The organism is Dapis hubbardiae BLCC-M172 (genome assembly GCF_050016015.1).
Taxonomy (GTDB): Bacteria; Cyanobacteriota; Cyanobacteriia; order Cyanobacteriales; family Microcoleaceae; genus Trichodesmium.
In genome coordinates, this window is sequence record NZ_JBNHEQ010000115.1 from 1 (window position 1) to 26,560 (window position 26,560).

16 protein-coding genes are annotated in these 26,560 nt (G+C 35.0%); 8 read left to right on the forward strand and 8 right to left on the reverse strand.

The window, feature by feature from the left end; all coding sequences use genetic code 11:
- Positions 1–375 precede the first annotated feature (375 nt).
- On the forward strand, positions 376–840 hold the full coding sequence (locus tag ACP6PK_RS10800) for a hypothetical protein (protein WP_094673011.1): 465 nt from the start codon (positions 376–378) through the stop codon (positions 838–840).
- A 408-nt stretch (positions 841–1,248) separates the two neighbouring features.
- Here the strand turns inward: ACP6PK_RS10800 and ACP6PK_RS10805 are convergent, their stop codons facing one another.
- The 3 genes from ACP6PK_RS10805 to upp form a co-directional block, all read right to left on the reverse strand.
- Entirely contained in the window at positions 1,249–1,533 is a 285-nt protein-coding gene (locus tag ACP6PK_RS10805; protein WP_426559605.1) for a YggT family protein, read from the reverse strand.
- 125 nt (positions 1,534–1,658) lie between these two features.
- On the reverse strand, positions 1,659–1,961 hold the full coding sequence (locus ACP6PK_RS10810; RefSeq protein WP_426559606.1) for a ssl2009 family thylakoid membrane protein: 303 nt from the start codon (positions 1,959–1,961) through the stop codon (positions 1,659–1,661).
- A gap of 305 nt (positions 1,962–2,266) precedes the next feature.
- Entirely contained in the window at positions 2,267–2,917 is a 651-nt protein-coding gene (upp, locus tag ACP6PK_RS10815) for a uracil phosphoribosyltransferase (RefSeq protein WP_094673016.1), read from the reverse strand.
- A gap of 1,449 nt (positions 2,918–4,366) precedes the next feature.
- On the opposite strand from upp, the gene crtH reads away from it, so the two are divergent.
- The 5 genes from crtH to ACP6PK_RS10840 all read left to right on the forward strand — a co-directional run bounded on the left by crtH (position 4,367) and on the right by ACP6PK_RS10840 (position 13,375).
- Positions 4,367–5,911 carry a carotenoid isomerase gene (gene crtH, locus ACP6PK_RS10820; protein WP_426559607.1) on the forward strand — a complete coding sequence of 515 codons (1,545 nt, stop codon included), beginning with the start codon at positions 4,367–4,369 and terminating at the stop codon, positions 5,909–5,911.
- A 553-nt stretch (positions 5,912–6,464) separates the two neighbouring features.
- Positions 6,465–7,490, forward strand: a complete 1,026-nt coding sequence (locus tag ACP6PK_RS10825) for a sulfurtransferase (RefSeq protein WP_426559608.1) — start codon at positions 6,465–6,467, stop codon at positions 7,488–7,490.
- 949 nt (positions 7,491–8,439) lie between these two features.
- Positions 8,440–10,386 (forward strand): SBBP repeat-containing protein, encoded by a 1,947-nt coding sequence (locus ACP6PK_RS10830; RefSeq protein WP_426559609.1) that lies wholly within the window; start codon positions 8,440–8,442, stop codon positions 10,384–10,386.
- A gap of 890 nt (positions 10,387–11,276) precedes the next feature.
- Positions 11,277–12,029, forward strand: coding sequence for a ribonuclease III (rnc, locus tag ACP6PK_RS10835; RefSeq protein WP_094673358.1), 753 nt, complete (start codon positions 11,277–11,279; stop codon positions 12,027–12,029).
- 329 nt (positions 12,030–12,358) lie between these two features.
- Positions 12,359–13,375, forward strand: coding sequence for a Gfo/Idh/MocA family protein (locus tag ACP6PK_RS10840; RefSeq protein ID WP_426559610.1), 1,017 nt, complete (start codon positions 12,359–12,361; stop codon positions 13,373–13,375).
- A gap of 924 nt (positions 13,376–14,299) precedes the next feature.
- Here ACP6PK_RS10840 and ACP6PK_RS10845 read toward each other — a convergent pair.
- Positions 14,300–16,411 carry an ATP-binding protein gene (locus ACP6PK_RS10845; RefSeq protein WP_426559611.1) on the reverse strand — a complete coding sequence of 704 codons (2,112 nt, stop codon included), beginning with the start codon at positions 16,409–16,411 and terminating at the stop codon, positions 14,300–14,302.
- 1,018 nt (positions 16,412–17,429) lie between these two features.
- Here ACP6PK_RS10845 and ACP6PK_RS10850 point away from each other — a divergent pair.
- Both ACP6PK_RS10850 and hemG read left to right on the forward strand, forming a co-directional pair.
- A complete protein-coding gene (locus tag ACP6PK_RS10850; RefSeq protein WP_094673006.1) occupies positions 17,430–17,654 on the forward strand; it encodes a DUF2811 domain-containing protein in 225 nt (74 codons plus the stop codon).
- 1,094 nt (positions 17,655–18,748) lie between these two features.
- Entirely contained in the window at positions 18,749–20,194 is a 1,446-nt protein-coding gene (gene hemG / locus ACP6PK_RS10855) for a protoporphyrinogen oxidase (RefSeq protein WP_426559612.1), read from the forward strand.
- Between the two features lie 310 nt (positions 20,195–20,504).
- Here the strand turns inward: hemG and ACP6PK_RS10860 are convergent, their stop codons facing one another.
- The 4 genes from ACP6PK_RS10860 to ACP6PK_RS10875 all read right to left on the reverse strand — a co-directional run bounded on the left by ACP6PK_RS10860 (position 20,505) and on the right by ACP6PK_RS10875 (position 26,051).
- On the reverse strand, positions 20,505–21,200 hold the full coding sequence (locus ACP6PK_RS10860; protein WP_426559613.1) for a response regulator transcription factor: 696 nt from the start codon (positions 21,198–21,200) through the stop codon (positions 20,505–20,507).
- Positions 21,201–21,686: 486 nt separating this feature from the next.
- A complete protein-coding gene (locus ACP6PK_RS10865; protein WP_426559614.1) occupies positions 21,687–23,828 on the reverse strand; it encodes a tetratricopeptide repeat protein in 2,142 nt (713 codons plus the stop codon).
- Positions 23,829–24,961: 1,133 nt separating this feature from the next.
- Complete coding sequence (gene psb34, locus ACP6PK_RS10870) at positions 24,962–25,135, reverse strand: photosystem II assembly protein Psb34 (protein WP_143437371.1); 174 nt, start codon at positions 25,133–25,135, stop codon at positions 24,962–24,964.
- A gap of 79 nt (positions 25,136–25,214) precedes the next feature.
- On the reverse strand, positions 25,215–26,051 hold the full coding sequence (locus ACP6PK_RS10875) for a thiazole synthase (RefSeq protein ID WP_094670778.1): 837 nt from the start codon (positions 26,049–26,051) through the stop codon (positions 25,215–25,217).
- Between the last annotated feature and the right edge of the window lie 509 nt (positions 26,052–26,560).

The following is a 26,560-nucleotide window of genomic DNA, read 5'->3' on the forward strand; positions in this document are numbered from 1 at the left end:
GGAATATTTGTACTTCTTTATTAGGAATATTTGTACTTCTTTATTAGGAATATTTTTTTATATTTAACCATTAACATAAATATTTCGCAACGATAAAAATATTAACATTTTTTTAATCTTATCAATAGCTCTATTCTGGGATTAAGTAGTTAGGGGCAAATAAACCTATACTATTAAAAAAAATGTTTATGCAGCTCAAACCCCTGAGATTGGTATCCGTTCCGGAATGCTGCGCAAACCTTCCACGGAGTGACCGTCGCAATGACATAGTGATATTTAATTATGCCTAGCTACTTAAAGCAAAATAGATAATTTTGCTAAGTTGTTTGAGATAAGCTAAAGTTATATATAATAATTAGTCTAAAAATTCATTATATGCGATCGCGATTCTTACCGAATATTATTATCTCCAGCTTAATTGCCATAGTAACTTGGTTGTGGAGTAGCCCAGCTTGGGCATTAATTCCAATTAAACTATATAATATAGACTACAAAGATTGTCCCCCCAGTCTATCAACAGGAATTATTAGCAGTGGTTCTAGTATGGGAGCTAACTGCTTTATCATTAGTGGAAAAGCCCAAAATGCTTCTGGTAAAAATGTATATGACGCTGATGTGTATGGACGTATTTATGATGCGAATAACAATAACGTCATGCAAAATCGTACTAGACTAGGTTCAATTCCAGAAGTTCCCGCACTTACTACTACAGATTTTGAAATTAGAGTTTCTATACCAGCAAATCTACCTACTCCCTTAAAACTTAAGCAGTTTAAATCATCTGGCTTTCCTAGTAAAATTCGGTGGGAGCAAACTATTGAAGAATTCGACGGATTTTAATATTTAGGGTTTGCTGAAAAAGTCCTATGGGTTAGGGTAGGAGGGTAGGAGTCAGAAGTCCTAGGGGCGTTTTCCTGACGGAATGCTCCGCAAACATGTCGCTCCGCGAAACGGCCGTTAGCTTCGCACAACTTTCCTATCGGAATGCTCCGCAAACGTTAACGCCCGTACAGGAGTCAGGAGGAATGGGAATTATCGAGGAGGTAAGAGTAGGAGGAAGAATTGTTGCTCTATCTTTCCGCCCTTGTCTACTCAAAATACTCACCTTTTCAGCTTGAGCGAGGAAAAATTTGGTAATTTTTTCAAATAAAAAAGGCTTTAGCTTTTGTATGACTAATGTAGGGGCGAATTGCGATTCGCCCCTACCACCAAAATATTACAACTGAAATTAATATTGTTTTATAGATATTAATAAACTGCTATACTACCTAGTAATCCAGTTAAAATTTGAGCTGCAAACTGGAGAGCAAAGATAGCAATTATGGGAGAAAAGTCAATACCTCCCAAGGGTGGAATAATAGAACGAAATATATTTAGATAAGGGTCTGTTAACTGACTTAATACAGAAAATGGTGGGTCATACCAATTAACATTAGGGAACCAACTTAACAAAATCCTAATGAACATCAAAAGCAAATATATGCTCACAAAAGTTGATAATGTTTGGGCTAATAGTCCTATTGAAGCACTCATAAATATTATTATTGTGAAACTACAAACAACCAATAAGTTCTATAATAGAGTTTAGCATAGCTTTGTCCTATTTAGCGACCCAGAGCTATCTCTAAAATCTACAAAATCTAATTATTCTTCACTCTTCAGAGCGATCGCTCTGTCTTTTCCAAAGATCCATTTACAGAACCTATTTGCTGGCGAACTTCATCAATTGCTTGATTCAACTGTGCTATTTTACCCTCCAAACTTTGGCGAGTCTCTTCTATAGCTTCTGTTTCTTGAGTGGATTTTTCTTTTTCAGAATCTTGGCTATCTAATAAATTTTCTGCTAAATCATTATCATCAGATATCCTTGAGCCGATTAAAATTCCAAATAATCCACCTACCAGGCCGCCAACTGCTATACCTGCCATCAAACCACTTGCAAAACCATTTTTATTACTCATATTTAGCAAACAGCTAATTATTTATATTCTTTTTACTTGAGGACTTAACCCAGAACAACCCAGTTACAAAAAAACAAGCTTTAGTTGGTTCATGATGGATAAGTCTTATACTTAATTATAGTATTTTTTTTTACTAAAACATCACATATTACTAATAAAATTTCAAAATTATACAAGTACGAGTCATTTCACTTATTATTTATAAGTTATCAGTTGGCTGAAACTGGAGGCAAGAAAATCCCAATAATTAATAATTAGAGAGAGTTTTCATTATCAATTATCCATTATCAATTATTGAAGAATTCCTAAGTACCAAAAATCCGATCGCCCGCATCACCAAGGCCCGGCACAATATAACCAACATCATTGACAATCTCATCAATAGTTGCCGTATAAATAGCCAAACTTGGATAAGTAGTACCTAGTTTTTGTAGAGCAGGTGTAGCAGCTACCACAGAAATAATTCGTATAACACTGGGGTCAACTCCACGCTGAGTTAATTCGGCCATAGCCTGCATAATTGTACCACCAGTAGCTAACATTGGGTCACAAATCAAAACCCGAACGTTAGGGTCAAATTCTGAAGGAAGCTTATTCAAATAACAACTAACTTCGAGAGTTTCTTCATTTCTGACCAAACCTAAATGATAGATAGACGCCAAGGGTAAAACAGTTTGAGCGCCTTCTAATAATCCCAGCCCAGCTCGGAGGATAGGTATTACTACTATAGGAGCTTGAGGATTGACAAAAGTAGCAGAACATTCAGCTACAGGAGTTTGTATTGTTGTTTCTACCACAGGCAACCAATCTCGAATCGCTTCATAAGTTAACCATCTACCTAATTCTGTAATTGCAGAGCGAAACAATGCTGAGGGTGTATTAACATCACGAGCAATACCCAACCAATGCTTTACCAATGGATGAGGTGGGACATAAACACGAAGTTGTGGAGCCATAATTTTCAAATTTCCCCTTAACGAAGTCAAAAATTAGAAGTCAGTAGGGGCGAATGGCCATTCGCCCGTAGATAAGTTGTTTTTTTCACAGGGATGTTGAGCAACCCTCCAAAAACATTTCGCTTTATAAAGACTGTGATAATAGCTAATATTTATAGGACAGATTTACGCCAAGAAACTCGGTTGCTAGGAAAAATCTTATGTTGGAACAAAAGACATATCCGAAAAAACTGGATTTCTGGGTTCGGGTGCATAAGTCCTGATTAATTTCAAATTACCACAGATATGTACTAATCAATAAATATTTTCTGATAAAACATCAGAATTATACCAAATTCAAAAAAGGTTGTTATAGGGAATTGGGAATATCCTTGCTCTTTATTGAATTTTCCTGTATGGTAAAATCCACGTCTTCCCTAACTACAAAAAAAAGTTCATGTAGTAGTATTTTTTGAAACTGCTATAATAGCGTTTATCAAGTTAGTGAGGTACAGTTATTTTTATTCTTTTCTATTCCCTATTTCCTGAATTATTACCGAAATAATTAATAATTAAACAATTAAATAATTAGATAATTCACGCCTTGAAGCCTCCCCTTGAAAGGGGAAAAAAATAAATCTTTTCCTTCCTGGTCAATCCTCTCCCTAAAAGGGAGAAGTAATTATCAATTATCCATTAATGAAGACCTACAGGCGTTGCATTTAACGTCCCTACCTACTCCCTAAAATAAACGAATTTTGTACCTCACTCAGAGATGGGAATTGCTATATTGATCTAGAGTTTATCATATGAATAGGACTTATGCATAAACCGGATTTATCAACTAAATTTCGTGATTTGAAAAACAATAATCAGAGCAATAAACTCGGTTTCTTGGTAAGCATTCAGCCGTCAGCTCGCCTCTTTCAGAGGAGCTTCGCTAACAGCTCTCAGCTATTGCTTTTAGTGCATATAGGAAAGCTTTATTAATGGAGTCAGATTTTTCTGACTACTCACATATTGCACCCTTGACCTTAAAATCTATATTTATTTAAACCCCGTCCTTAAGCGTAGGTTTTTCTTGCTGATTGCTGACTGCTAATAGCTGAATGCTTACGTTTCTTGTTTGGATGCTTCAGCAATTAACAATTGACAATCTCAAAAGCCCTGTCATCTGAATTATTAATTATTAATTATTAATTATTAATTATCTACGAAAAAAAAGGTTTATGGGTGTGGTGTGTCTAAATTATGATACTATAAAAATCATCAGTAATAGACTAAAATGAAGAAAATTATCAAAGGCTTAGTATGGCAGTATCTATGACCGGAAAATTCTGGTCTCAAGCCTGCCCTTTTAAGGGGATAAAAAAAAGAGAATATTCCTTATATTAAGCCTCTGGCAACAGCCGCGAGTTACTGATAACTGTTAACGCAGTTCCTCCGATAGGAGGCTAACTGATAACTGAAATGACATCTCCCTTATTAACTGACAAATTTATGGCAATACCTGAATATGATGCAATTGTAATTGGCTCTGGTATAGGTGGTTTAGTTACAGCTACTCAACTTGTAGCGAAAGGAGCCAAAGTTATAGTCTTAGAAAGTTATATTATTCCTGGTGGTAGTTCGGGTTACTTTGAAAGAAAAGGATACACATTTGATGTTGGTGCATCAATGATATTTGGCTTTGGGAAAAAAGGCACAACAAATTTACTTACCCGTGCTTTGGATGCAGTGAATGTTAGTATAGAAACAATTCCCGATCCTGTACAAATACATTATCACTTACCAGATAATTTAGAATTAAAAGTTCACCAAAACTATGAAAAGTTTATAGAAGAATTAACTCAAAAGTTTCCCCATGAAAGGAAAGGAATTAGACAATTTTATGATGAATGTTGGGCAGTATTTAATTGTCTTAATTCTATGGAGTTATTATCTCTAGAAGAACTAAAATATCTCTCCAAATCATTTTTTCAAAATCCTGGTTCTTGTTTAGGGTTATTAAAGTATTTACCCCAAAATGTCGGAGATGTTGCCCGTCGATATATTCATGATTCTGAGTTATTAAAATTTATTGATATGGAATGTTATTGTTGGTCAGTAGTTCCGGCAGATTTAACACCAATGATTAATGCTGGTATGGTATTTTCTGACCGACATTATGGAGGTATTAATTATCCTAAAGGCGGCGTAGGAAAAATTGCGCAAAAATTGGTAGAAGGTTTGGAAAAAAATGGAGGAGAAATTCAATATAAATCCCGTGTTAAAAAAATTATCATCGAAAACGGAAAAGCCGTAGGAGTGGAATTAACTAATGGTAAAATTTATCGAGGTAAACGAATTATTTCTAACGCCACAAGATGGGATACTTTTGGCAAATTAGTTCCCGAAAAAAATATACCCTCAAGTGAGATGAAATGGCGGAGTAATTATCAAAAATCACCAAGTTTTTTAAGTTTGCATTTAGGAGTAGAAGCTAAAGTATTTCCTCAAGGTACAGAATGTCATCATATTCTCTTAGAAAATTGGGAGAAAATGGAGGAACCAGAAGGTACAATTTTTGTTTCTATTCCGACATTATTAGACCCAAGTTTAGCGCCAGAAGGATATCATATTGTTCATACTTTTACACCTAGTTATATAGAAGATTGGCAAAAATTATCAGCTCAAGAATATGAAGCAAAAAAAGAAGTAGCAGCACAAGGAGTTATTAATAGGTTAGAAAATATTTTTCCCAGTTTAAATGCAGGTTTAGATCATATAGAAGTAGGAACAGCTCGCTCCCATCAAAAATTTTTAAACCGACAAGATGGAACTTACGGACCTATTCCTCAGCGTAAGTTAAAAGGTTTATTAGGAATGCCATTTAATCGTACTCCAATACCTGGTTTATATTGTGTTGGAGATAGTACATTTCCTGGTCAAGGTTTGAATGCTGTAGCATTTTCTGGTTTTGCTTGTGCCCATAGAATTGCTGTTGATTTGGGATTAAAAAAAAGTAAAAAGTAAGAAGTAATACAGGAAGAAGGAAGAAAGAAGAAGGAAAAAGGAAAAAGGGAGAAAAGGAGTAAATTGTACAGCTCAATTAAGAGCAAAAACTTGAGAGAAAAAGTAGGTAATTATAATGATGGCTTACTAACTAAATCTCAAAGCATTTATATCAGTGCTTATGCAAAATTAATTACACATCTATGTCAAGAGCGGATCAAATTAAAATAGGTAAATAATTTGGCTTATGTACTGATAAATGCTTTAGCTTTTGCGTGTCTAAAAAAAGTGCGAGTTTTTTTCTCCCTCTTACTTTTAGGATGAAATTTAAAGTTTTTTTACTTCACTCTTAGTAAGAATTACTATATATAGCAATCCTGAATTGGTCGTGACAATTTCTATAATAGTTAAGTTGAGCTGAAAAGCTTGAAAATTCTGAATTATGACTCCTGTAAGGGCGTTAACGTTTGCGGAGCATTCCGATAGGAAAGTTGTGCGTAGCTAACGGCCGTTTCGCTGCGCGACATGAAACGCCCCTACCACCAAAATATTACAATCTCAATAGGGTTGTTATATGTTTAACAGTTTAAATTTAAGTCCGATAAAAATTATGGTAGTAGTAGGATTAATCATATTTGGATTAATTTCTACATTAGTCTTTACTCACTCAATTCAAACTGCCAAGATACTAAAAAATCCATCTATAAATTCTCAATTTGTTATTCAGGAATTATCACAGCAAATACCCACTAATAACCAATGGATAATTAATACTACTCAAGCTCAAAAATTAGTACAAGAAGGAGCAACAATTTTAGATGCTCGTTCTTGTAAAATTTTCAAACGTAAAAGTTTAGCAAATGCAAGTTGTGTAAGTTGGAAAGAATTTTCTCAGGCTAAATTACCATTTAAAGGAAAATTACTCATAGATGACAAAATTTTGACAGAAAAATTACAAACAATTGGCATTTATAATGATCAACCAGTAATAGTATTTGGCAACACTATAAATGGTTGGGGAGAAGATGGTAGAATAGTTTGGATGTTACGCACTTTAGGACATCAAAAAGCCTTCTTAATTGATGGTGGTTTTACTGCTTTAGTAAAAGCAGGTTTTCCTACAGTTAATTTGGTTAATAATACTTTCTCTGTCAGGGGAGATTTTGTTGTTAACCGAAGCAAAAATTGGCAAATTAGTCAGAATGAATTAAAACCAAACTTAGAAAATAATAATCTAATAATTATTGACACAAGGGAGCTACGAGAATATGCTGGAAAAACACCTCATGGAGAAGAACGTGGCGGTCATATTCCTGGGGCAGTTCACATATATTTTAAGGATTGGTTAGATGAAAATGGAATGTTATTATCGCGGGATAAAATTTTAGAAATGTTGGCAAAAAAAGGAATTACTAAAGATAAAAATGTAGTGACTTATTGTACAGGTGGAGTACGCTCTGCTTGGTCAAGTTCTGTATTAGCAGATTTAGGATTTCAGGTCAAAAATTATTCTGGTTCAATGTGGGAATGGTCGGCTAGTGATGCAGATATTTATCCTTTGGTAAAAGTAAGAAGGAAGAATTCATTAATGGATAATTGATAATGGATAATTGATAATTACCTCTCCCTAAAAGGGAGAGGTAAGACCAATAAGGAAAAGATTTATTTCTCTTGGTCGATTAGATATGGCGTTTCGCAAACGACCGCTTTTTTCCCTTGAAAGGGGAGGCTTCAAGGCGTGAATTATCTAATTATTTAATTGCTTAATTATTTAATTATTAATTATTTCGGTAATAAGTAAGAAGGAATAAATATTAAAAAAAAAGATAAAAATGATAGAAATAGCTTTCTAAAATGAAAAGGTTTAAGAGAAACTTATTAAGGGCAATTTTACAATAAAATGCTATTAAGTAGGTAGACAAAAAAATTTATAAAATCCCATATAAACCCATCTAGCGAAAAGTTATAATTCATAACACAGAGCATTTTCTATTTAATTAGACCTAGTTAGTTATAGCATTTTTAACTTTTCTAGATATAGAATCTACAACTTATACCAATTCCCATGCATTAATGCTATACTTGAGTGACACTTCAGTTATCAAGTAATTAACACAGGTAAAATAAATTATTACCTAATTATTAGTCAGTTAATGTTCATTATTCTTCTGTGTACGGACGCCCTTATGCAACGTCCCTTCCCCCCACCTCCCACACTCCCGTACGGACGCCCTTATGCAACGTCCCTCCTCCACCTAATCAAATATAGCAAGGTTTTTGAGAAATGGTATTATACTTCTGCCTGGAAACAACAACCGCTTTTTCTCTATAAGTTGAGAGGTTTTATACCTTGATTTTTCAATAATATCACTAAAGAAAAACTGCTACAACTTATAGACATAGCCAACCAAAAAAATTTAGAGAGATTCTATCTAAGGTTGATAAAAGAGTCTCAAGCAAATTTATTGAATCGTTGAAAAAGTCTAATTTTTATTGTAGAATAATTAATGCAATTTTCAAGCAAAACTAAAACTTAATTTGTACAAATTATGTCTGAAGAATCATTATTTGTAAATTCAGAGTCAACATTAATACCTGATTTTTTACAGGTACCAGGTGAAATTCCTCTAGAAATAATTAGTGTGGTGGAAAATTTACCTGAAATTTCTGAGAATATAACAGAGACCAATAATCCTAACAATGATAATGATGAAATTTTAATTAATGCTCATCGTTTTATTCAAGCTTCCCAACTTCCCACAACAAACGACCCAAGTCTAGAATTTTCTGACTTAATAGGAGGTAGTAACTTAGAAGAAGGAACAGGAATAACTATTGATAATCAAGGCAATACTTATATAACTGGCAGTACCAACTCTATAGACTTTCCCATTACTCCAAATGCTGTACAAAATAGCTTTGGTGGAGGTGATGAATTTGGAAATGGTGATGCTTTTGTTGCTAAATATTCCCCTGATGGAACTCTAATTTATGCCACATATATAGGTGGAAGTGGTGGAGATTTTGGTACAGATATTGCTGTAGATATAACTGGAGATATTTACGTCACAGGTAATACTAATTCTATTGACTTTCCGACAGTAAATGCTCTGCAAAATACCTACGGAGGAGGTGAATTTTCTGGTGATGCTTTTGTTGTTAAACTATCTAATGACGGGAGTAATATCCTTTATTCTACTTATTTAGGTGGGCAGGATAACGATTTTAGCAGTGCTATTTCTGTAGATAATAATGGCAATGCTTATATAACAGGAGATACTGGTGCTGTACTCCGTTTTCCAATTCAACCTATTCCTGGAATTGGTAATTTTCCGACTACTGAAAATGCTCTACAAAATACTCTAATTAGTGAATTTAACCGAGATGCTTTTGTCAGTAAAATATCTACCAATGGAAATCAGTTAATTTACTCAACTTTATTGGGTGGAAATGACACAGAAATAAGTCAGGATATTACTGTTGATAATAATGGTAATGCTTATATTACTGGTGAAACTCGTTCCTTTGATTTCCCAACTATAAATGCAGTACAAAATATTATAGGGGGAGACGCAGATATTTTTATTGCTCAACTTAATAGTGATGCTAGTGATCTAATTTTTTCCACTTACTATGGCGGCGTGGATGGAGATATTGGTAATGGTATTGCTATAGATGATTTTGGTAATATTTATGTAGCAGGAAATTCCGGTAGTCAAATTATTGGTGGTGATGCAGTAGTACCTCCAGTAGGTCAGTTTCCCACTGTTAATGCTTTGCAAAATACTTTTGGTGGAGGAGAAAGTGATGGAATATTGATTAAAATTAATAGCGATCGCGACCTTGAATATGCTACTTACTTAGGTACGGAAAACTTCGAGTCTATTGAGAGTATAGATATTGATGCTGGAGGAAATAGTCATATTATCAGCAACAATGATTTTGCCAATACTGTTGTTAGTAAAATATCTAACGATGGTCAAGCTATAGAATATTCTATTCCCTTCCGGATAAATGATAATCTTGGCGTGTTCGGTAATGATATTGTAGTAGATGAAATTGGTAATGCTTATTTTGTCGGTTTCACTATCCCGACTTTTCCTCTAGAACCTTTTCTACAAGTTAGTCAAGTTGATAATGTAGATATAATAGAAGACGCTTTTGTTGCTAAACTCACGAGCAATAATTCTTCTCCTAGTATTCCGCCTTTTGTTCCTCCTCCCAATATTCCTGAGACTTTCAACGAAAGTCTTTATTTAATAGAAAATCCTGCTGTAGCGAATGCTGTGGCAAACGGTTTATTTAGTAGTGGGTTTGAGCATTGGTTAGAGTTTGGGTTTTCCGAAGGGCGATCGCCTCAATTTGCTTTTGACGAGGAATTTTATCTGATAACTAACCCAGGAGTTGCCAATGCTGTAGCAAATGGAATTTTTGTCAATGGGTTAGAACACTATATTAGGTTTGGTCAAGCAGAAGGTCGTTTAGCTATTGCTTAGTTTAAACTAGGTAGGGTTGACAATTTTGATGACAGGACTTACGAAAAATATCTAATCATACACGACCGATAAGAGCGATTTCCTGCGGAATGCTGCGCAAACGCGTTTACGTTTGCAGAGCATTCCGAAGGAAAGTATTCCGGAACTGAAATCGCTCCTACCACAAAAATATTACCTGTACTTTTTGACATACTCCCGACGTTGCTATATTCGCGAGAAAGCGGGATTCTTCAGTCAGCAAAAACTGACCGCTGTTTTAACAAAGGTGATGTCCTCCCCCTGTGATGACGCTTACAATAACAAAATCCTCCTAGCTTGTCAAGGGCTTATGAACGTTTAGCTTGTGGAGGTATCCGAATCTTTGCCCTGGCTTTCCCATACGACGCTAAAGGTGCGGGAGAGCGCGGGACTTCCCGCCAGGGAAGTTAAATAGAATTGCTACACTAAGATATTATTATATCATGTCCGGTTGAATAGTTATAAATAACGATGGAGGAGTCGTAGGGGCAATTTCCTAAGGTCATGCTCCGCAAAGGCTAATCGCCCGTACAAGAGTCAGGACGGAAAAATAGGAAATTTTAAGTTACAAGGAGGAGAAAGTTTTTTGATTGCTGGCGCACAACTGCGTTAACGCGTCAGCGGAACGGAGTTCTATCGCGCTCTTATCCGGACATGATATTAACCCATAAGATATCCAATATAATGATATATAAGTTATATAAGGTAAGGTTTAAAGTCTCTCCTAATAATTGATCCTTAGAGAGAGTTTTCCTCATCCACTATCAATTAATGACAGGTTTCCCAACTACTGATTTTTTGTAGATGACTAAAATCCTTTATCCCCCCGTAGCTAAAGCTGACGGATCTCCCAAATACCGATTTTGTTTTAGATGACTCAAATATATCATCCACGCCAAAAGCAACTTAAATCTTTAGTCGAAAAATTATCTATCCCTCAACATAGTGCAATTAAATGGAATTTGCTAGACTTGGCTTTAACCCACTCTACAGTTTCATCAACACATAACTATGAAAAGTTAGAGTTTGTAGGAGATGCAGTAGTGCGACTGGTCGCTGCCGAGTTACTGTTGGAAAATTATCCTCATTGTCCTGTAGGAGAATTTGCTGCCATTCGTTCCATTTTAGTTAGCGATCGCTCTCTAGCACAAATCGCCAATAAATATGGATGGGGTCGCTATTTACTGGTATCCAAAAGTGCAGCAGGAGATAAAGCTGGAGAAGAGTCTCGACTAGCAGACTCTTTTGAAGCTGTTTTAGCTGCTCTCTATTTAAGCACCCATAACTTAGAATTAATCCGCCCTTGGCTAGATTATCACTTTGAAAAGTTAATTGCAGAAATTCGCAGCGATCCTGCCCGCCAAAACTATAAAGCTGCTCTCCAAGAATGGACTCAAGGTCATTACAAAACACTACCAAATTATCAAGTTCAGGAAGCAAATAAGATTCATGGCGATCGTGGACGTTTCTTGGCAGAAGTTTGGTTTAAAGACAAAAAACTTGGTGTAGGTAAGGGACCATCAATTAAAGCTGCAGAGCAAGCCGCAGCCAAGTCTGCTTTAGATTTCTTGCAGCAGTCGGGAATAGAAAATATAAAACAGGAAAAGAAGACGAAAAAAGATTAAATTTTAACTTTTATCAGAAGTCTTTGACAGAAATTGACAAATCAAAATTTTAACAGTTAGATGAAAAACTCTATAGCAATCAAGAAGACCGTTGTGAGAATTGAGGTGTTCCTGAAAAGGATACAATATAGCAGTTATCTTATAAATTAAGATACATTTTTTTCTTCTTCTCTGTTCCCTGTTCCCCGTTCCCTTTTCCCTTTAACTCTCCAATATCTCACAACTTAAATCATATTGCTATAGTATTCGACATACTAATCTGAATATGATAGGGTTAAAACACCAGTCAATGCAAATTCAAATCAGCTCAATTTTTTATATTTAAACTTATGGAAATAGGAATAGTTATATTTGGTGCAGGTCGTTGGGGAGTTCACTTAGTTCGGAACTTCCTTAATCATTCTCAATCTCGGGTTATTGCTCTAGTAGATCCTAACCCAAAACAATTACAAGCAATTCAAGAGCGGTTGCAATTAGATAAAGATATCATTTTAATAGAGAGTTGGAAAGAAGCATTAGAACTACCAGGAATTACAGCAGTAGCGATCGCGACTCCAGCTTCTACCCACTACGAGATTATTAGTGCTGCTCTGAAAAAAGGTTATCACGTTTTTTCGGAAAAACCTTTAACCCTTGAATATTCAGAGTCAGTTGCACTATGTAAATTAGCCGAACAACAACAACGTCAACTTTTTATAGATCACACTTACTTATTTAATTCCGTTGTACAAGCAGGGAAAACTATAGTTACAGAAGGTAGGTTAGGAGACTTACGTTATGGCTATGCTACACGGACTCATATTGAACCTGTGCGCCCCGATGTTGATGCACTTTGGGATTTAGCAATTCACGATATTTGTATTTTGAATGCTTGGTTACAGGAAACACCTGTGGAAGTACAAGCAAACGGTACAGTCTGGCTCCCCCAACAACCGCCACAGTCAGATTTAGTTATGGCTAAACTGACTTATCCTAGTGGTTTTCAAGCTTTTTTACATCTGTGTTGGCTCAACCCAGATAAACAACGTCGTTTAGGAGTAGTCGGTAGTCAAGGAACATTAATTTTTGATGAAATGTCAGCCGAGCAACCTTTAGTTATTCAGCATGGTCATTTAGAATATCTGGACAGTCGTTGGAAAGCAGTAGATGTCAGTCGGGAAGTTTTAGCAGTTGAAAAAGCTGAACCTTTAGCTCAAGTGTGCAATGAATTTTTAAATTGTGTTAGTCAGAATACTACTTCAAAAATTTCTTCTGGTTGGGTAGGTGCTGATTTAGTAGGAATACTCTGTGCTTTAAATGATTCTCTTCAGCAAGGAGGAAAAACAATCAGATGTGAGCAATCTTAAAATATTAATGGTGGTCTTCGAGTAATGGTATAGGAAGTGTGGGGGGTGTGGGGAGTGTGGGAAAAAAATGTATATTCTCACCAAAAAATTTAGGTAGTTACCGAATAATTAATAATTAATAGTTAATAGTTAATAATTATTAATTAGGAGTTGATATTCAATTAATTATACCATTTCTCAAAAACCTTGCTATATTTGATTAGCTGGAGGAGGGACGTTGCATAAGGGCGTCCGTACACAGAAGAATAATGAACATTAACTGACTAATAATTAGGTAATAATTTATTTTACCTGTGTTAATTACTTAATAACTGAAGTGTCACTCAAGTATAGCATTAATGCATGGGAATTGGTATTATTCATTCAACAATTCACACCTTGAAGCCTCCCCTTATAATTAATAATTAATGTACCTCATTAATTATTAATAATTTCAGAGGGTCTGGCTGGGTAAATAGTTGATATATTGCTCCTAAGCGCCGTAATAATTATTAATTGTATTCCTAGGTCATGCTGCGCAAACGGCTGTTGCCGACATGAAAATTGTTAATTGTTAATTATTGAGAAGGGGTAATTATTAATTATTAATTGTATTCCTAGGTCATGCTGCGCAAACGGCACCTCGTCACATGAACATTGTTAATTGCTGAAGCTTCCTCTTTTAAGAGCATAAAAAGCGGAGCGGCTCTGCAAGAGCGGGAAACCTCGCCATATCCAATCGACCAAGAGAAGAAAAAAAATTCCTTTTAGCCAATCCTTCTATTACATAAGAGGTAATAACTAATAATTAATAATTATTAATTATTGAAATACTCTCAACGTTGTGTTTAGGTAGTAACCAGGAATTTGTATACCAGTTCAAAATCCAAAATCTAAACTTGCATGGAGCAAAAAGCAGTTTTCTAGCTATTTTTTTTGATCGTCTTATTTTGAGTTAATTTCTGTTGAAATATACAGTTTTTCTTCAGATGATAGTATTTGCTTAATTGGCATACTAATAATAACTGTAGTTCCTTGATTTATGCCTTCACTAGATAATTTAATATCACCATTCACCATTTCCATCAGACTACGAGAAATCGCTAATCCTAATCCATTGCCACCAAATTTGCGGGTTTTTGTACCATCTACCATGACAAAAGGTTGAAATAATTTATCCTGTTGTTCTAAATTAATACCAATTCCTGTATCTTGAATTGTAACTACAACCTCATTTACTTTCTCACCCTGAAAATCCATTACATAATTGGTATTTTCACAAATACTTGATTCATTATATTTGAGACTAAGATAAATATTAATACTACCTTCTTCTGTAAACTTAATTGCATTATTAATAACATTTTCAAACACCTGTTTTAACTTTTCTCTATCAGCGTCAACAATGATTACTTGTGGAGGAATATTTAGTTTTAACAGTAGAGATTTTTGTTGAAGATTGTCTTTAAATGAATCCACTGTCTCTTGTAATAATTTGATAATATTGACATCCTCAAAGATCATAGATAAAGTTCCTGAATCAATTCTACGGATATCCAGAATATCATCAATAATTCTTAGCAAATGAATAGCCGAATCATTAGCTTGTTTCAAGAAATCTATTTCTTCTTCCCTACTATCACAAAAATCATCACAAATTAATTGCAGTGAACCAATAATTCCGTTAAGTGGAGTTCTTAACTCATGGGAAATATTCGCCAAAAATTCACTTTTTAACTGGTTAGCAACCTGAGCCTCTTTAGAAGTTACTTCTAGTTGATAAGCCCACCTCTTTAGCCTCTCTACCATATTCTGTAATGAAATTGCTAGTTGATTAAACTCGCGAATTTTTATGTTTTGAGGTACTTTCTTGGGAGAGTCTAAATCACTAACAGTAATCGCATAGTCTCGCAATTTTTCTAAAGGACGAGCTAAATCGCGAGCTAAATAAATACTTGCTATTATACTAGCAGCAACTAAACCTAAAATCAGAATAATTAGAACCTTTTGAACTTCTCTAAGACCAGATAAAGCAAAATCTATAGGTGTAATTGCTAAAACAATCCACTGATTATCATTATCTCTATCTATAGGACTAGGAATAGCAACATACCCCGCTAAAAATTCATTATCTGCTGATAATTTAAGTCCTAACAATTCAGGCAATATTTTTTTTAGTTCATCAATAATCTCTCTCAAATGATTTTTACTTTTACCATTCCCCCCATTTCTACTAGAAATATCTGTTTCCTCAAAAGAAAATATGTGGGCAAAATCTTTTTTGCCTTCCTGTGCATTTCTGATAATACTTTCTAGTTTTCCTGCATCTGGCCCTTCAGAAATATTACGTCCTAGTCTGCTAGGGTCTGGACTAGCTAATATCGTACCTTTATAATCAATTACTACAGTTGAACCTGTCAGTGAGCCTCTTTTTCTGTTAGTTTGCATTGGTAAAGCTGACTTAATACTCAAGGCATACCGCAATTTTCTTTCGCCACCTTCAGCAAGATATACTGGTACACTTAAACCTAAGCTAACTTGTGTTTTTTGATTGACTTCCTGATGATTTGATTCACCCTCTGAGGTTAATTGTTCTGGTTGTATGTAACTCATGTAAATATTGGAGTTATTAGTAATCAGTTGTTTCTGCTGTTGAGGCCATATATTTTCTGATAAGGAATGTATTGGTTTAGCACCACAAGTATTAGCAACGATCTGCTCAGTTTGTAAGTTACTTAATTGAACGCAACTTACCTGGCCAGATAACATTTTGTATAACTTTTCAACATAACTTTGATACTCTTGAGCTGTACCAGATTGAAGTACATAGCTTTGGCTGGCACTAACTAAATTCGATTCCAGGGATTTTGCCCACTGTTGAATATCTTCTGCCTTTCTATCTGCACTTTCTTTCAGGTTTTGACGAGCAGTGTCTAGAAGAGTAGAACGTGCTTGTCTGTATATTATATACTGACCCAGTATTAATACTGGTACAGTAAGTAGCAATATTCGAGATAGTAGAATCCTGCGAAAAGAGGATTGAACTTGTTTAATCATAACATTTTTTACCGACAATTTTGGTCTAGAGCAACGTCCTAGAAGGAAAGTTTAGTGTTATAACAAGAGTCGTATAAATACTTATGTTTCCCCAAGCTGACAAAAAGGCTATTAAAAAACAACCAGGTATGAATTATTCCATGTATTTACTATTCCATGGTATATCGTACCTGATGATATTGACTTGATAGAATCAAACTACTAACCTCGAAAAAGCATTATGTTTTACTCTTAAAATACAAATCTAGTTTGATGTGATAACTTAATTTCAAGTCTATATTCCAGGTATTTGTTAGATAATTTTTTTCTATAGCAGAAGGCAGAAGGCATAAGGCATAAGTTTTGTAGTCTACCTTTGTAAAAGGTTTAAAGCCTCTCCTTTTCAATGGATAATTGATAATTAGAGAGAATTTTTACGATCCACTCTCCATTATTGATTATCAATTGTTAAAGAGGTAATTATCCATATATTCATTATCTATTATCAATTAATGAAGAACAGTTGAAAAATAGTCACTAACAAGCAAAAAAATCCCACTCTCAAAATTAGTTACTATAGCTGTAATCTACTATTTAAAATCTATACCTAATTTCGATTTCTAATTTTCATTTTTTGAAGTAGTTCAGAATTCTTATCTTTTAGAGTAATTTTCCACATTCATTCCACAGCATTTCCACAAGCAAGTTCAATGTTTTCCACAGATTAAACAGGATTTTCCACAGAGTTCAACGATGTCATAATACTCTTGTAAATGTATTGGGGATTTTGTTCAATCACAGGTAAATTCCTTCATTTTTGCCATTTTTTATGAATTTTTGTAACAAAAAATGCGATGAAACACTGATGATTTCGTAAATCTTTTATTGATCGAAAGTAGGTTGTAATATTTCTCAACATTGACAAACCTACCCCCTCTTAATGCACAATGATGCGACATTGGTAGTTCAAAGTTAGTGGTTAATGGCCATAACTAAGGACTATGAAGAAGAAAAAATATTATAGAGAACCCTACTAAAGATGAACGTAACTGTTAGTATTCTGGCCGAAATTCCTGAAGCACTGCATGAATCCCTTAAAATCTACTTAGAAACCCACCCTGACTGGGATCAAGACCGTGTTTTTTCCGCAGCTTTGTCACTATTTTTGTTACAGAATGGAGATAGCGGTACACCAGAAACATCTCCCTATTATCGTCAAGCTGCTAGAGTTTACCTAGAAACCCTTTTCCAACATCATGTATAGACCCCAAATGGGTTTTATTGAAAAATAGACGGTGTGATGGGGTGATGGGGTGATGGGGTGATGGTGTGATGGGGTGTATTAGAGTATTTTTCCATCTTTTCGCTGTATTTCCTATCTCTACAGACGACTCCATGCCTCAAAAATTTACTTCTAGGTAAAAATACTTTTAGGGGTTCTATAGAAGCATTTGGAATATGGGCAGGCGGTGTGGGTTTTTAGTAAAGGAGCAAGTCCTCAACATTCATAAGTCAGGAGTATAGAGAAATAAAATAAATTTAGAAAAATGCCCCCATCTCCCCACCATCCCCTTCTATATTCTAAATATATCCCATTTGGGATCTATAAGAAGCCCTAACTGTATCTCCAGAAAATAAGTCCTGGTGGAGAATTAATTGATAAAAAATGGGTAATAATTGATTTGATGATGGGATGAGTGGCAGATATCTAATACACCCCATCTCCCCATCTCCCCCACTCCCCCACTCCCGTACGGGCGATTTCGTTTCCTGCGGAATGCTGCGCAAACCGAATGCTGTCGCTTTCCGCGTAATTAGGAGCATTCCGGCACGGAAATCGCGCCTACTCTCAATCTATAATTTTAAATAGATCCTTTCATGGGTTCTATAAGCAGCATTGTGCAAATTGTATGCAGCAGCTAAAATAAGTCCACTGCTATGAATGTTGCTGGTATTATAGAACACTAAATTATGATAGTTACTGCGACGGCGATCGAATCAGGTTGAATAATGTGAGGACGGGGTTTATTAGTGTTTTGGAAAAATTTTTTTCTACATTATTCTGTGAGAATATTGAGAATAATAGAGAACTAAAAAATTTTACTTGTGTTTAGGCCAGTTACTTAGGTCCTAACTTGAACTATATAGGTTGTTGAAAAAAAATGATTGTGTTAGAAGAATCAGACTGGGATATCTTAAATGTTGCACATTGTGTCTGAAAATTGGATTGAGGAATTGGACACAACTTCCGTAGAATCTCAGACCTTAATTTACTAATTCGGTCTTAGAGGTTCACTCTAAAGCTGTGGTGAAATTCCACAGCTTTAATTTATAGCAGAACTGAATATTTAGGAACAAATGACAGAAGTGTTAGATGTCTTAGTCGTGGGTGCAGGTATTAGTGGGTTGAGTTTAGCCCACAAACTCACAAAATTAAGTAATAATTCACCCTTGAAGATTTTAGTTGCTGAGAGCCAAAATCGAGTAGGGGGTAATATTACAACTGTTTCTCAAGGAGATTTTATTTGGGAAGAAGGTCCTAATAGTTTTTCTCCTACACCTGAACTGCTAAAGTTGGCGGTAGATGTTGGCCTTAAACAGGATTTAATTTTTGCAGATCGTAAGCTACCTCGCTATGTTTATTGGAATGGTCAATTACTACCAGTGCCAATGGGTCCAACGGCGATGTTACAGTCTAAGCTACTGAGTGATTCTGGAAAGTTACGCGCTTTAGTTGGTGCTTTGGGTTTTGTGCCACCTGCTGTGGGTACTGGTCTGTCTCAGCAAGGGGGAGAAGAAACTGTATCTCAATTTTTCCAAAGACATCTGGGTGTGGAGGTGATGCAGCGATTGGTAGAACCTTTTGTTTCTGGCGTTTATGCTGGAAACCCTAGTCAACTTAGTGCTACTGCTGCTTTTTCTAGAGTAGCGAGAATGGCCGATATTGGTGGTGGACTTTTGGCTGGTGCTGTTTTGTCTGCTAAAAGAAATCCTAAGTCAAAGGTTGCTGAGGAGCCTAATATTCCCAAGACTAAACCTGGAGAGTTAGGTTCTTTCCGGGGGGGTTTGGAGGCATTGCCAAAGGCGATCGCTACTTATTTAGGAGAAGCGGTAAAACTAAATTGGCATCTCATTGGTATTCGTCGTACAGAACAACAAACTTATATAGCAGAATTTTCTACTCCCAACGGTTCTGAGCAAATAGAAACTCGTACTATTGCTCTATCTACTCCTGCTTATTTTTGTTCTGAATTATTTAAACCTTTATTGCCTGAAATTGCTTCTACTTTCGATGAATTTTATTATCCTACTGTTGCTTGTGTAGTTTTGGCATATCCTGTTTCTTCTATTAAGGCAAAGATAGATGGCTTTGGTAATTTGATTCCTAGAGGTCAAGGTATCAGGACTCTTGGTACTATTTGGTCTTCTGCTTTGTTTCCTGGTAGAACACCTCCAGGATGGCAAGTTTTTACTAATTTTATTGGGGGTGCAACAGACCCAGGAATTTCTCAGTTAGATAGTGAGGCGATCGTTTCACGAGTACATCAAGACCTTGGGCAAACTTTATTAAAGCAAGATGCGGAACAACCAAAAGTTCTGGCTGTACATTTATGGTCTCGTGCTATTCCTCAGTATAATTTAGGTCATAATTCTAGGCTGGATCAGATTAATCATGGTTTAAAATCTTGGCCTGGTGTGTATCTTTGTAGTAATTATATTGGTGGTGTAGCTTTGGGAGATTGTGTTCGTCGTGGTACAGAAGTAGCGACTGAGATTTATCAAAGTTTGGAGGCTACAAAATGATGTTTAGCTTGCCGAGGGGCTAAGATTCTTGAAGAATCTCTGTCCGTTTGCTTTCCTTTTCTCTTAAATGCTGCGCAAACGGAATCCTATGCAAAATGACGGAGAGGATGTTAGAGTTTCCTGTTAAATTACAGATTATAACAGGATTACTATGGCATCTCTAGTTTACTAACTATAACTATTAGATATCTCCAGAAAATAAACTTGTTCTTTAATTTCACATTTATCTAGAGAAGTAAAAGTCACTTACAAAATCATTTTTTGTGTCTTTGGCGTGAAAATATATTCCCTATTCCCAGTTAAGTGTTCCCTACAACGATAGAATATCTAACTTATAGCCAACACCCCTAACAGTTATAATCTTAGGCAGATTATTATTTTCATGCTCTAACTTTTTCCGTATTTGGCCAATATGCACATCGACAATCCGTTCATCTCCCACATATTCACAATCCCACACTTCTTGGATTAATTCTGACCGCTTCCAAGCACGACCAGGTTTACTGGCCAGGCAATATAGTAGATCAAATTCTAGCGCCGTCAAAGCAATTAATTCTCCCTTCACTTGAACTTCTCTACCAAGGGGGTCAATTGCTAAATCTCCAAGTTTGAGAATTTCTGCCTCTGGAGTCGAAACTAATCTCTGGCGTTTTAAAATAGCTCTTACACGAGCGCCTAGTTCTACTAAACCGAAAGGTTTTGTAATATAATCATCTGCACCCTCTTCAAAACCTTGTATTTTACTCTCCTCATCTGCAAGACTTGTAAGCATTAAAACAAAGACATTTGTATTCCTTTGCATTTCTTGGCAAAGTTGAAAGCCAGTTGTATCAGGTAAGTTTACATCTAAAACTACCAAGTCTGGGGCAAATTTATTAAATAATTCTAGAGCTGTTTTACCATCTCCAGCAGACTCTACTTGATAGTTTTGTTGACTCAAATACCTATGAATTAAAGTTCGGATTGCTGGGTCGTCATCAACCACTAGGATCTTTGCAGAGGCCATGACAAAAATATTAAATATAAACTAAAGTATTATAAAACTAAATCGCCGTTTTCAGTTAAGAACTAACAATTTTTATGAAAGTGAAAAGTTTTTTTTTTATTTAAACACTAAAACTATGATTTTGATGATTGCTTAAATATTAACTATCAGTCCAACCTTAAGTTAGTTGATTATGGTTACCTATTGGTAAATAACAAAATCTTTAACTATCTTTATACCATTATTTGTAGGTATGTTGGTAACAAGTTGATTTAACCTTGACAAAAGATTTGTATTCTGCCCTATATTCTGGGTGTTAACTATGTAGTAAGACAACTCAAATACTTGGATATATAGTAGGACAAACTAAGTTTATTATATCACAATGAAGGCGGTTTACTCAAATTAAGTTTCATTATGTCTTAGTTGAACAAAATCATATCATACTAATTAATGGATATAACCTTTAAAAAAAATAATACGATTATATATACTATCTCAATATGATTACAACATCAGTAATATTTTAGGTAATAAATTGCTAGGAATTTTAGAAAGAGCTAAATTTTGCCCTTCTATTCCATACTTACTGTAGAAGATACGAATAATTCTGAGAATGTAATTTATACTCGCTTCTTCTCCTTGTATTTCATTCATATTAGTCTCAGGTATCTCACTATGACCTAGTAAGTGATGCTCCAAAGCTGCTTCTAAATTACTAATTTGACTATATTTGTCTAATATGGTATCCGATTCTAGAGCTATTTGATAATAGGCAAGTCCAATATTATTATAAGTGGCCAGTAGGTCGAAAGTGAGTTGAGAAGGAGAAAACTGTTGCGCAATAGTTACAGCTTGGGAATAAGCAGCGATCGCTTCATGGAAAAGTTTACTCCGAATTTGATGTTCTTCAAATTGGTTAGCTAAATGCCAATAGGCGGTACCTAAGTTATTTTTTGTTGCGGCATAAGCAAGGGGAAGATTTTCTGGAGTACGATAGTTTAAGGCGATTAAATAGGCATCAATAGCTTTGAGAATTAGAGTTTCTGATGCTTTTGTCTGAAATTGAGCTAAGTTCCAGTAAGCTATACCTAAGTTATTTTGAATCATGGCATAGTTTAAGGGTTCAATTTCTGGCGTAAAGTAATCAATAGCTTCAGCATAAGCAGAAATTGCCCCTTGCAAATGCTCAACTTCTTGAGTATATTGGGCTAAATTCCAATAAGCTGTCCCTAAATTATTTAAGGTTGTGGCATAATCTTGAGCATCAGCTACTTTATCTAGATAAAAGATGGCTTCCTGATAAGCTATTATGGAACTTTCCCAATTTTGTTGTGGCTCCTGATGGGTAGCTAAGTCTCCGTAAGCTAAACCTAAGTTTTTTTGTAGTCTGGCATAAGTATCTTTTTGGGATGGGGTAATTTCACCCATTGCCATTTGATAGAGAATAATACTTCGCTCTAAATAAACTAATGAATCAGACTTACTGGATTTGATTTGACGAGATAAAATCCAGTATAGGGTGGCAAGGTCATTAAGAATGTCAAGAATAGGAATTTGGGATGGAGAAAATTGGCTGATATTTCCTGTATCTTGAAATGTCCACTCGATGACCATCTCATAAGCACGAATGGCAATAATTAGACTTTGCTCTGAGACTTCCCCTGCTAAAATCCGATCGCGATGAAAATCCCCTAGAGTTTGATAAGCTACAACTAACTCTGGAGATGGATATTGAGATTTGTTTAAATCTTGAATCTCTTTAATAATCTGAAACTGTTGTTTTTCTTGGGAATTTTTTTCTTCTCCAGAGTTTCTAGAAATTTCTGCCCATACTAAATTTGCTAGTTCTACTAATTCTAATTCTGGCTGTGGAATATTCTTCTGGTTTTGGCTATGGTTGATGGACAGCTCTGGCAGTTTTTGTGGAGCTGGGGGAAGAAGATAAGCTTGAGATTTTTTTGATTCAACAGTGTAAGACTTTTGTTCGAGTGCCATTAATGGTCTTACTATGTTGATGGTAGGTTTGCTAGTTATTAATGGGGAGAAAGATTGAGGCTTTTTTTTGTTTGGTAATGATGATTTTTTTTTTCTGGGAGTTATGGGGGTGGGGTCTCCTTCAAATTCAAATATACCTGTATGCCAATTCCAAAATTCTGGTGCCGACTGTTTGATAGTATTTAGCCAAGGTTTATTTATCCAAAGTAAGATACTAGATTCTAATTTGGATAGATTTGTTGCTATTTTTTTGAGATTAGTAATGAATGACCGTTGAACTACTGAAGGTTGTTTGGTCAAGTTTTCTATTCCAATAATTTGAAATCCTAATATTTGATATTCTTCTGTTTTTTTAAATTGAGGGTTTTCGGTAAACCATTGATTAATTTGAGTAACTGGATTAGGATTACTTAGGTTTAAATTGAGTGTGACGAATAATATATTTTTATTGCTGTTTCCTTGTTGTTCACTGCAATCTATAGTATTTGTTAAATCGGCTTGTAAATTTTCAACTATACTATTTCTGAGCTGTTGATTATCACATACCGCTATAAAAACTTGGCGGCGTAGATTTAAGGATAGGGCTTGTTTCAAGCGTTGATAGATTTGCCGATTCAATCTAGATATTGTTGGGGCATTAATGTCTATCACAGTTCTATTAGGGGGTAAGTTAATTGTTATAATGTTGACTTGATTTTATGATATAAAATTCAGGTATGATGTAAGCATTCAGTTACATATTAAATTATTGATTTAATTATGATAATTTGAGCAACTCAAGGGAAATATATCTTCTTAATTATCAATAATTAATAATATCAAATATGAAAAAGTTTGCTATTTATCCTAAAAAAAAAGGTGGTAGATGGTAGATATTAGTAAGTTTAGAGAAAATACAAAAATGTAAAGTCGTTGTGAAATAAAGCATTATTTTTGAGAACTATATATAAGTCAAATTATTTTGAATTTGAATGTCAACAATTCTAGTCTCTATTCTCTGTTCGTAAAAAGTCAAAAACTCCTGTAGCAATCCTAAATAGGTTATGACAAATCAAAAAGTAGATAAAAAACCTGAAACTCCATCCAGATGAGCTGTAGCAATAGTGCCTGTTGCCTAAAAAGCAGTAAGATTTTTGCCACGAATATGCGGAGGATTGCTATATATATGTTATTATTAGGAGTTGATTTTTCATTTTAACTGTTGTTTTGCCCAATGGAGTTATGAAAATGCCTAGAAATTTCAATAAATTTCCTGCGTTTTCTATTCTATCTTGTCTTTTCTCTCTATTGATACTAAATTTTTCAACTTGATTTAACCTGAGTCAGGAATAATACGAGGCATGAAAAAATGGTAGTGGTAAACAAGTAATGATTCTGCTCGTCTGCCTTATGACAATTAAAGGAATCTACTCACCCACATTCTTACATCTTTAAGACCACCGAAAAAATAATGTTATGAATAAAAAGGGTAATTGAAATACTTTACCGAAAAATTAAGGTTTAAAGTATCTTCTTTCAGGCAAAAAAAATTTCCTTTTAACCAATCTTCTTCTTAAAAAGAAGAGGTAATTATTACAGCACTTTGCACAGACGGTGAGGTACAGTTGATTAATTCAATCGTTGCCTTCTGGAGCTGTTGCCTAAAGTCCTAAAATTTTGTACCTCCAAGACTCCAAAACTGCTTTAATTATTAATTATTAATTATTAATTAGTTCCAAAATAAAAACTAGACTCCTGAAACTTCAGGAACCTAGTTAAGTCTTTAAATAATTTCTACTGAAAGTCTAAGCTGATACAGAGAAAGCCACAAACATCAAACTACCTATTAATACAACTCCTAAAGCTCCTAAAATAAGATAGTTCATTTGTTGTTTCTGATCTGGAGCATCAGCTTGATAAACTTTTGGCTCTACAGCAAAATTATTTAAACGTCCACCTTCTTCTGTTGTATATGGCATAATTAAAGACCCTTTTTCCTTATTATTTTTTAATTATTACCTAGACTAACAGAAAATTCGCAAATATAGGAAATTATTACTAGAGGCCAGGACTGTTAATCCTTCCAGTCAACGGAGAAGAAGCAGTTGCATAATCTTTTTTCGGTATTCTGCCAGCTAGATAGGCTAAACGTCCTGATTCTGTGGCCATTCCCATAGCTCTTGCCATCATGGGTGGATTTTTGGATAAAGCGATCGCTGAATTAATTAGTAAAGCATCAGCTCCCATTTCCATTGCTTGAGTTGCTTCACTAGGAGTTCCTATTCCTGCATCAACTACCACAGGAACAGTAGAATTGTCAATAATTATGGAAATATTGGCTGCATTTTGGATTCCCTGGCCCGAACCTATGGGTGAACCCAAAGGCATCACTGTGGCACAACCAACTTCTTCAAGTCTTTTAGCTAGTAGTGGGTCAGCATTAATATAAGGTAAGACAGCAAAACCTTCTTTAATTAATTGTTCTGCAGCTTGTAATGTACCGATGGGGTCTGGCAATAAATATTTAGGGTCAGGAATAACTTCCAGTTTGACAAAATTATTATCTTCTTGGCCTAACAGTTTTGCCATTTCTCTGCCTAACCTGGCTACTCTCACTGCATCTTCAGCCGTTTGACAACCAGCAGTATTAGGCAACATCCAGATTTTTTGCCAATTTATAGCTTCTGCCAACCCTTCATGTCCAGGAGCTTGAGTTTGTACCCGTCGTACTGCAACAGTGACAATTTCACATCCACTAGCCTCTATACTTTGCTGCATTGTCTCAAGAGTAGGATATTTGCCTGTGCCTGTCATTAGACGGGAGGAAAATTTTTTACCAGCAATAATTAGAGGTTTTTCTAGGGTTTGTGTGGTTTGTTTTTCTACTATCTGCATGGTTAGATTTTGATATTTACAACTATTTTAATTTCTTATTTTAATCCTGCCATTAAATGCGAGGTCTTATACCAAATCTTATTCTTTCATGGAAAGATAAAATTGAAAAAAGTTGGTAAGTCGTAGGTTTGAGGTATTGTCTTTCGGGTTAGGGAAAAATATACTCAATCTCAAACTAAGAATTGAATAAAGAATTAATACCTCATAAATTTAAAAAAACAAATATATTGCAAAATATTTGGTTGATTTTACCTTGTTATTTACATTGAAAATTACAAATTCTAATTTAGATATTTTTTAAATATATAGCAGTCCGCACATTGGTCGTAACAAGTTTTATAATAGTTAAAAAGAGCTGAAAAGCTTAAACATTATAACTTCTGACTCCTGTAGGGGCAAATCGCGATTTGTCACTACCACCGAAATACTACAATTGATTAACTGATTAGAGGATTGGGATTTATATTATCGCAAATTGGTTGTGAACAAAATTCAAGTAATTAATATTA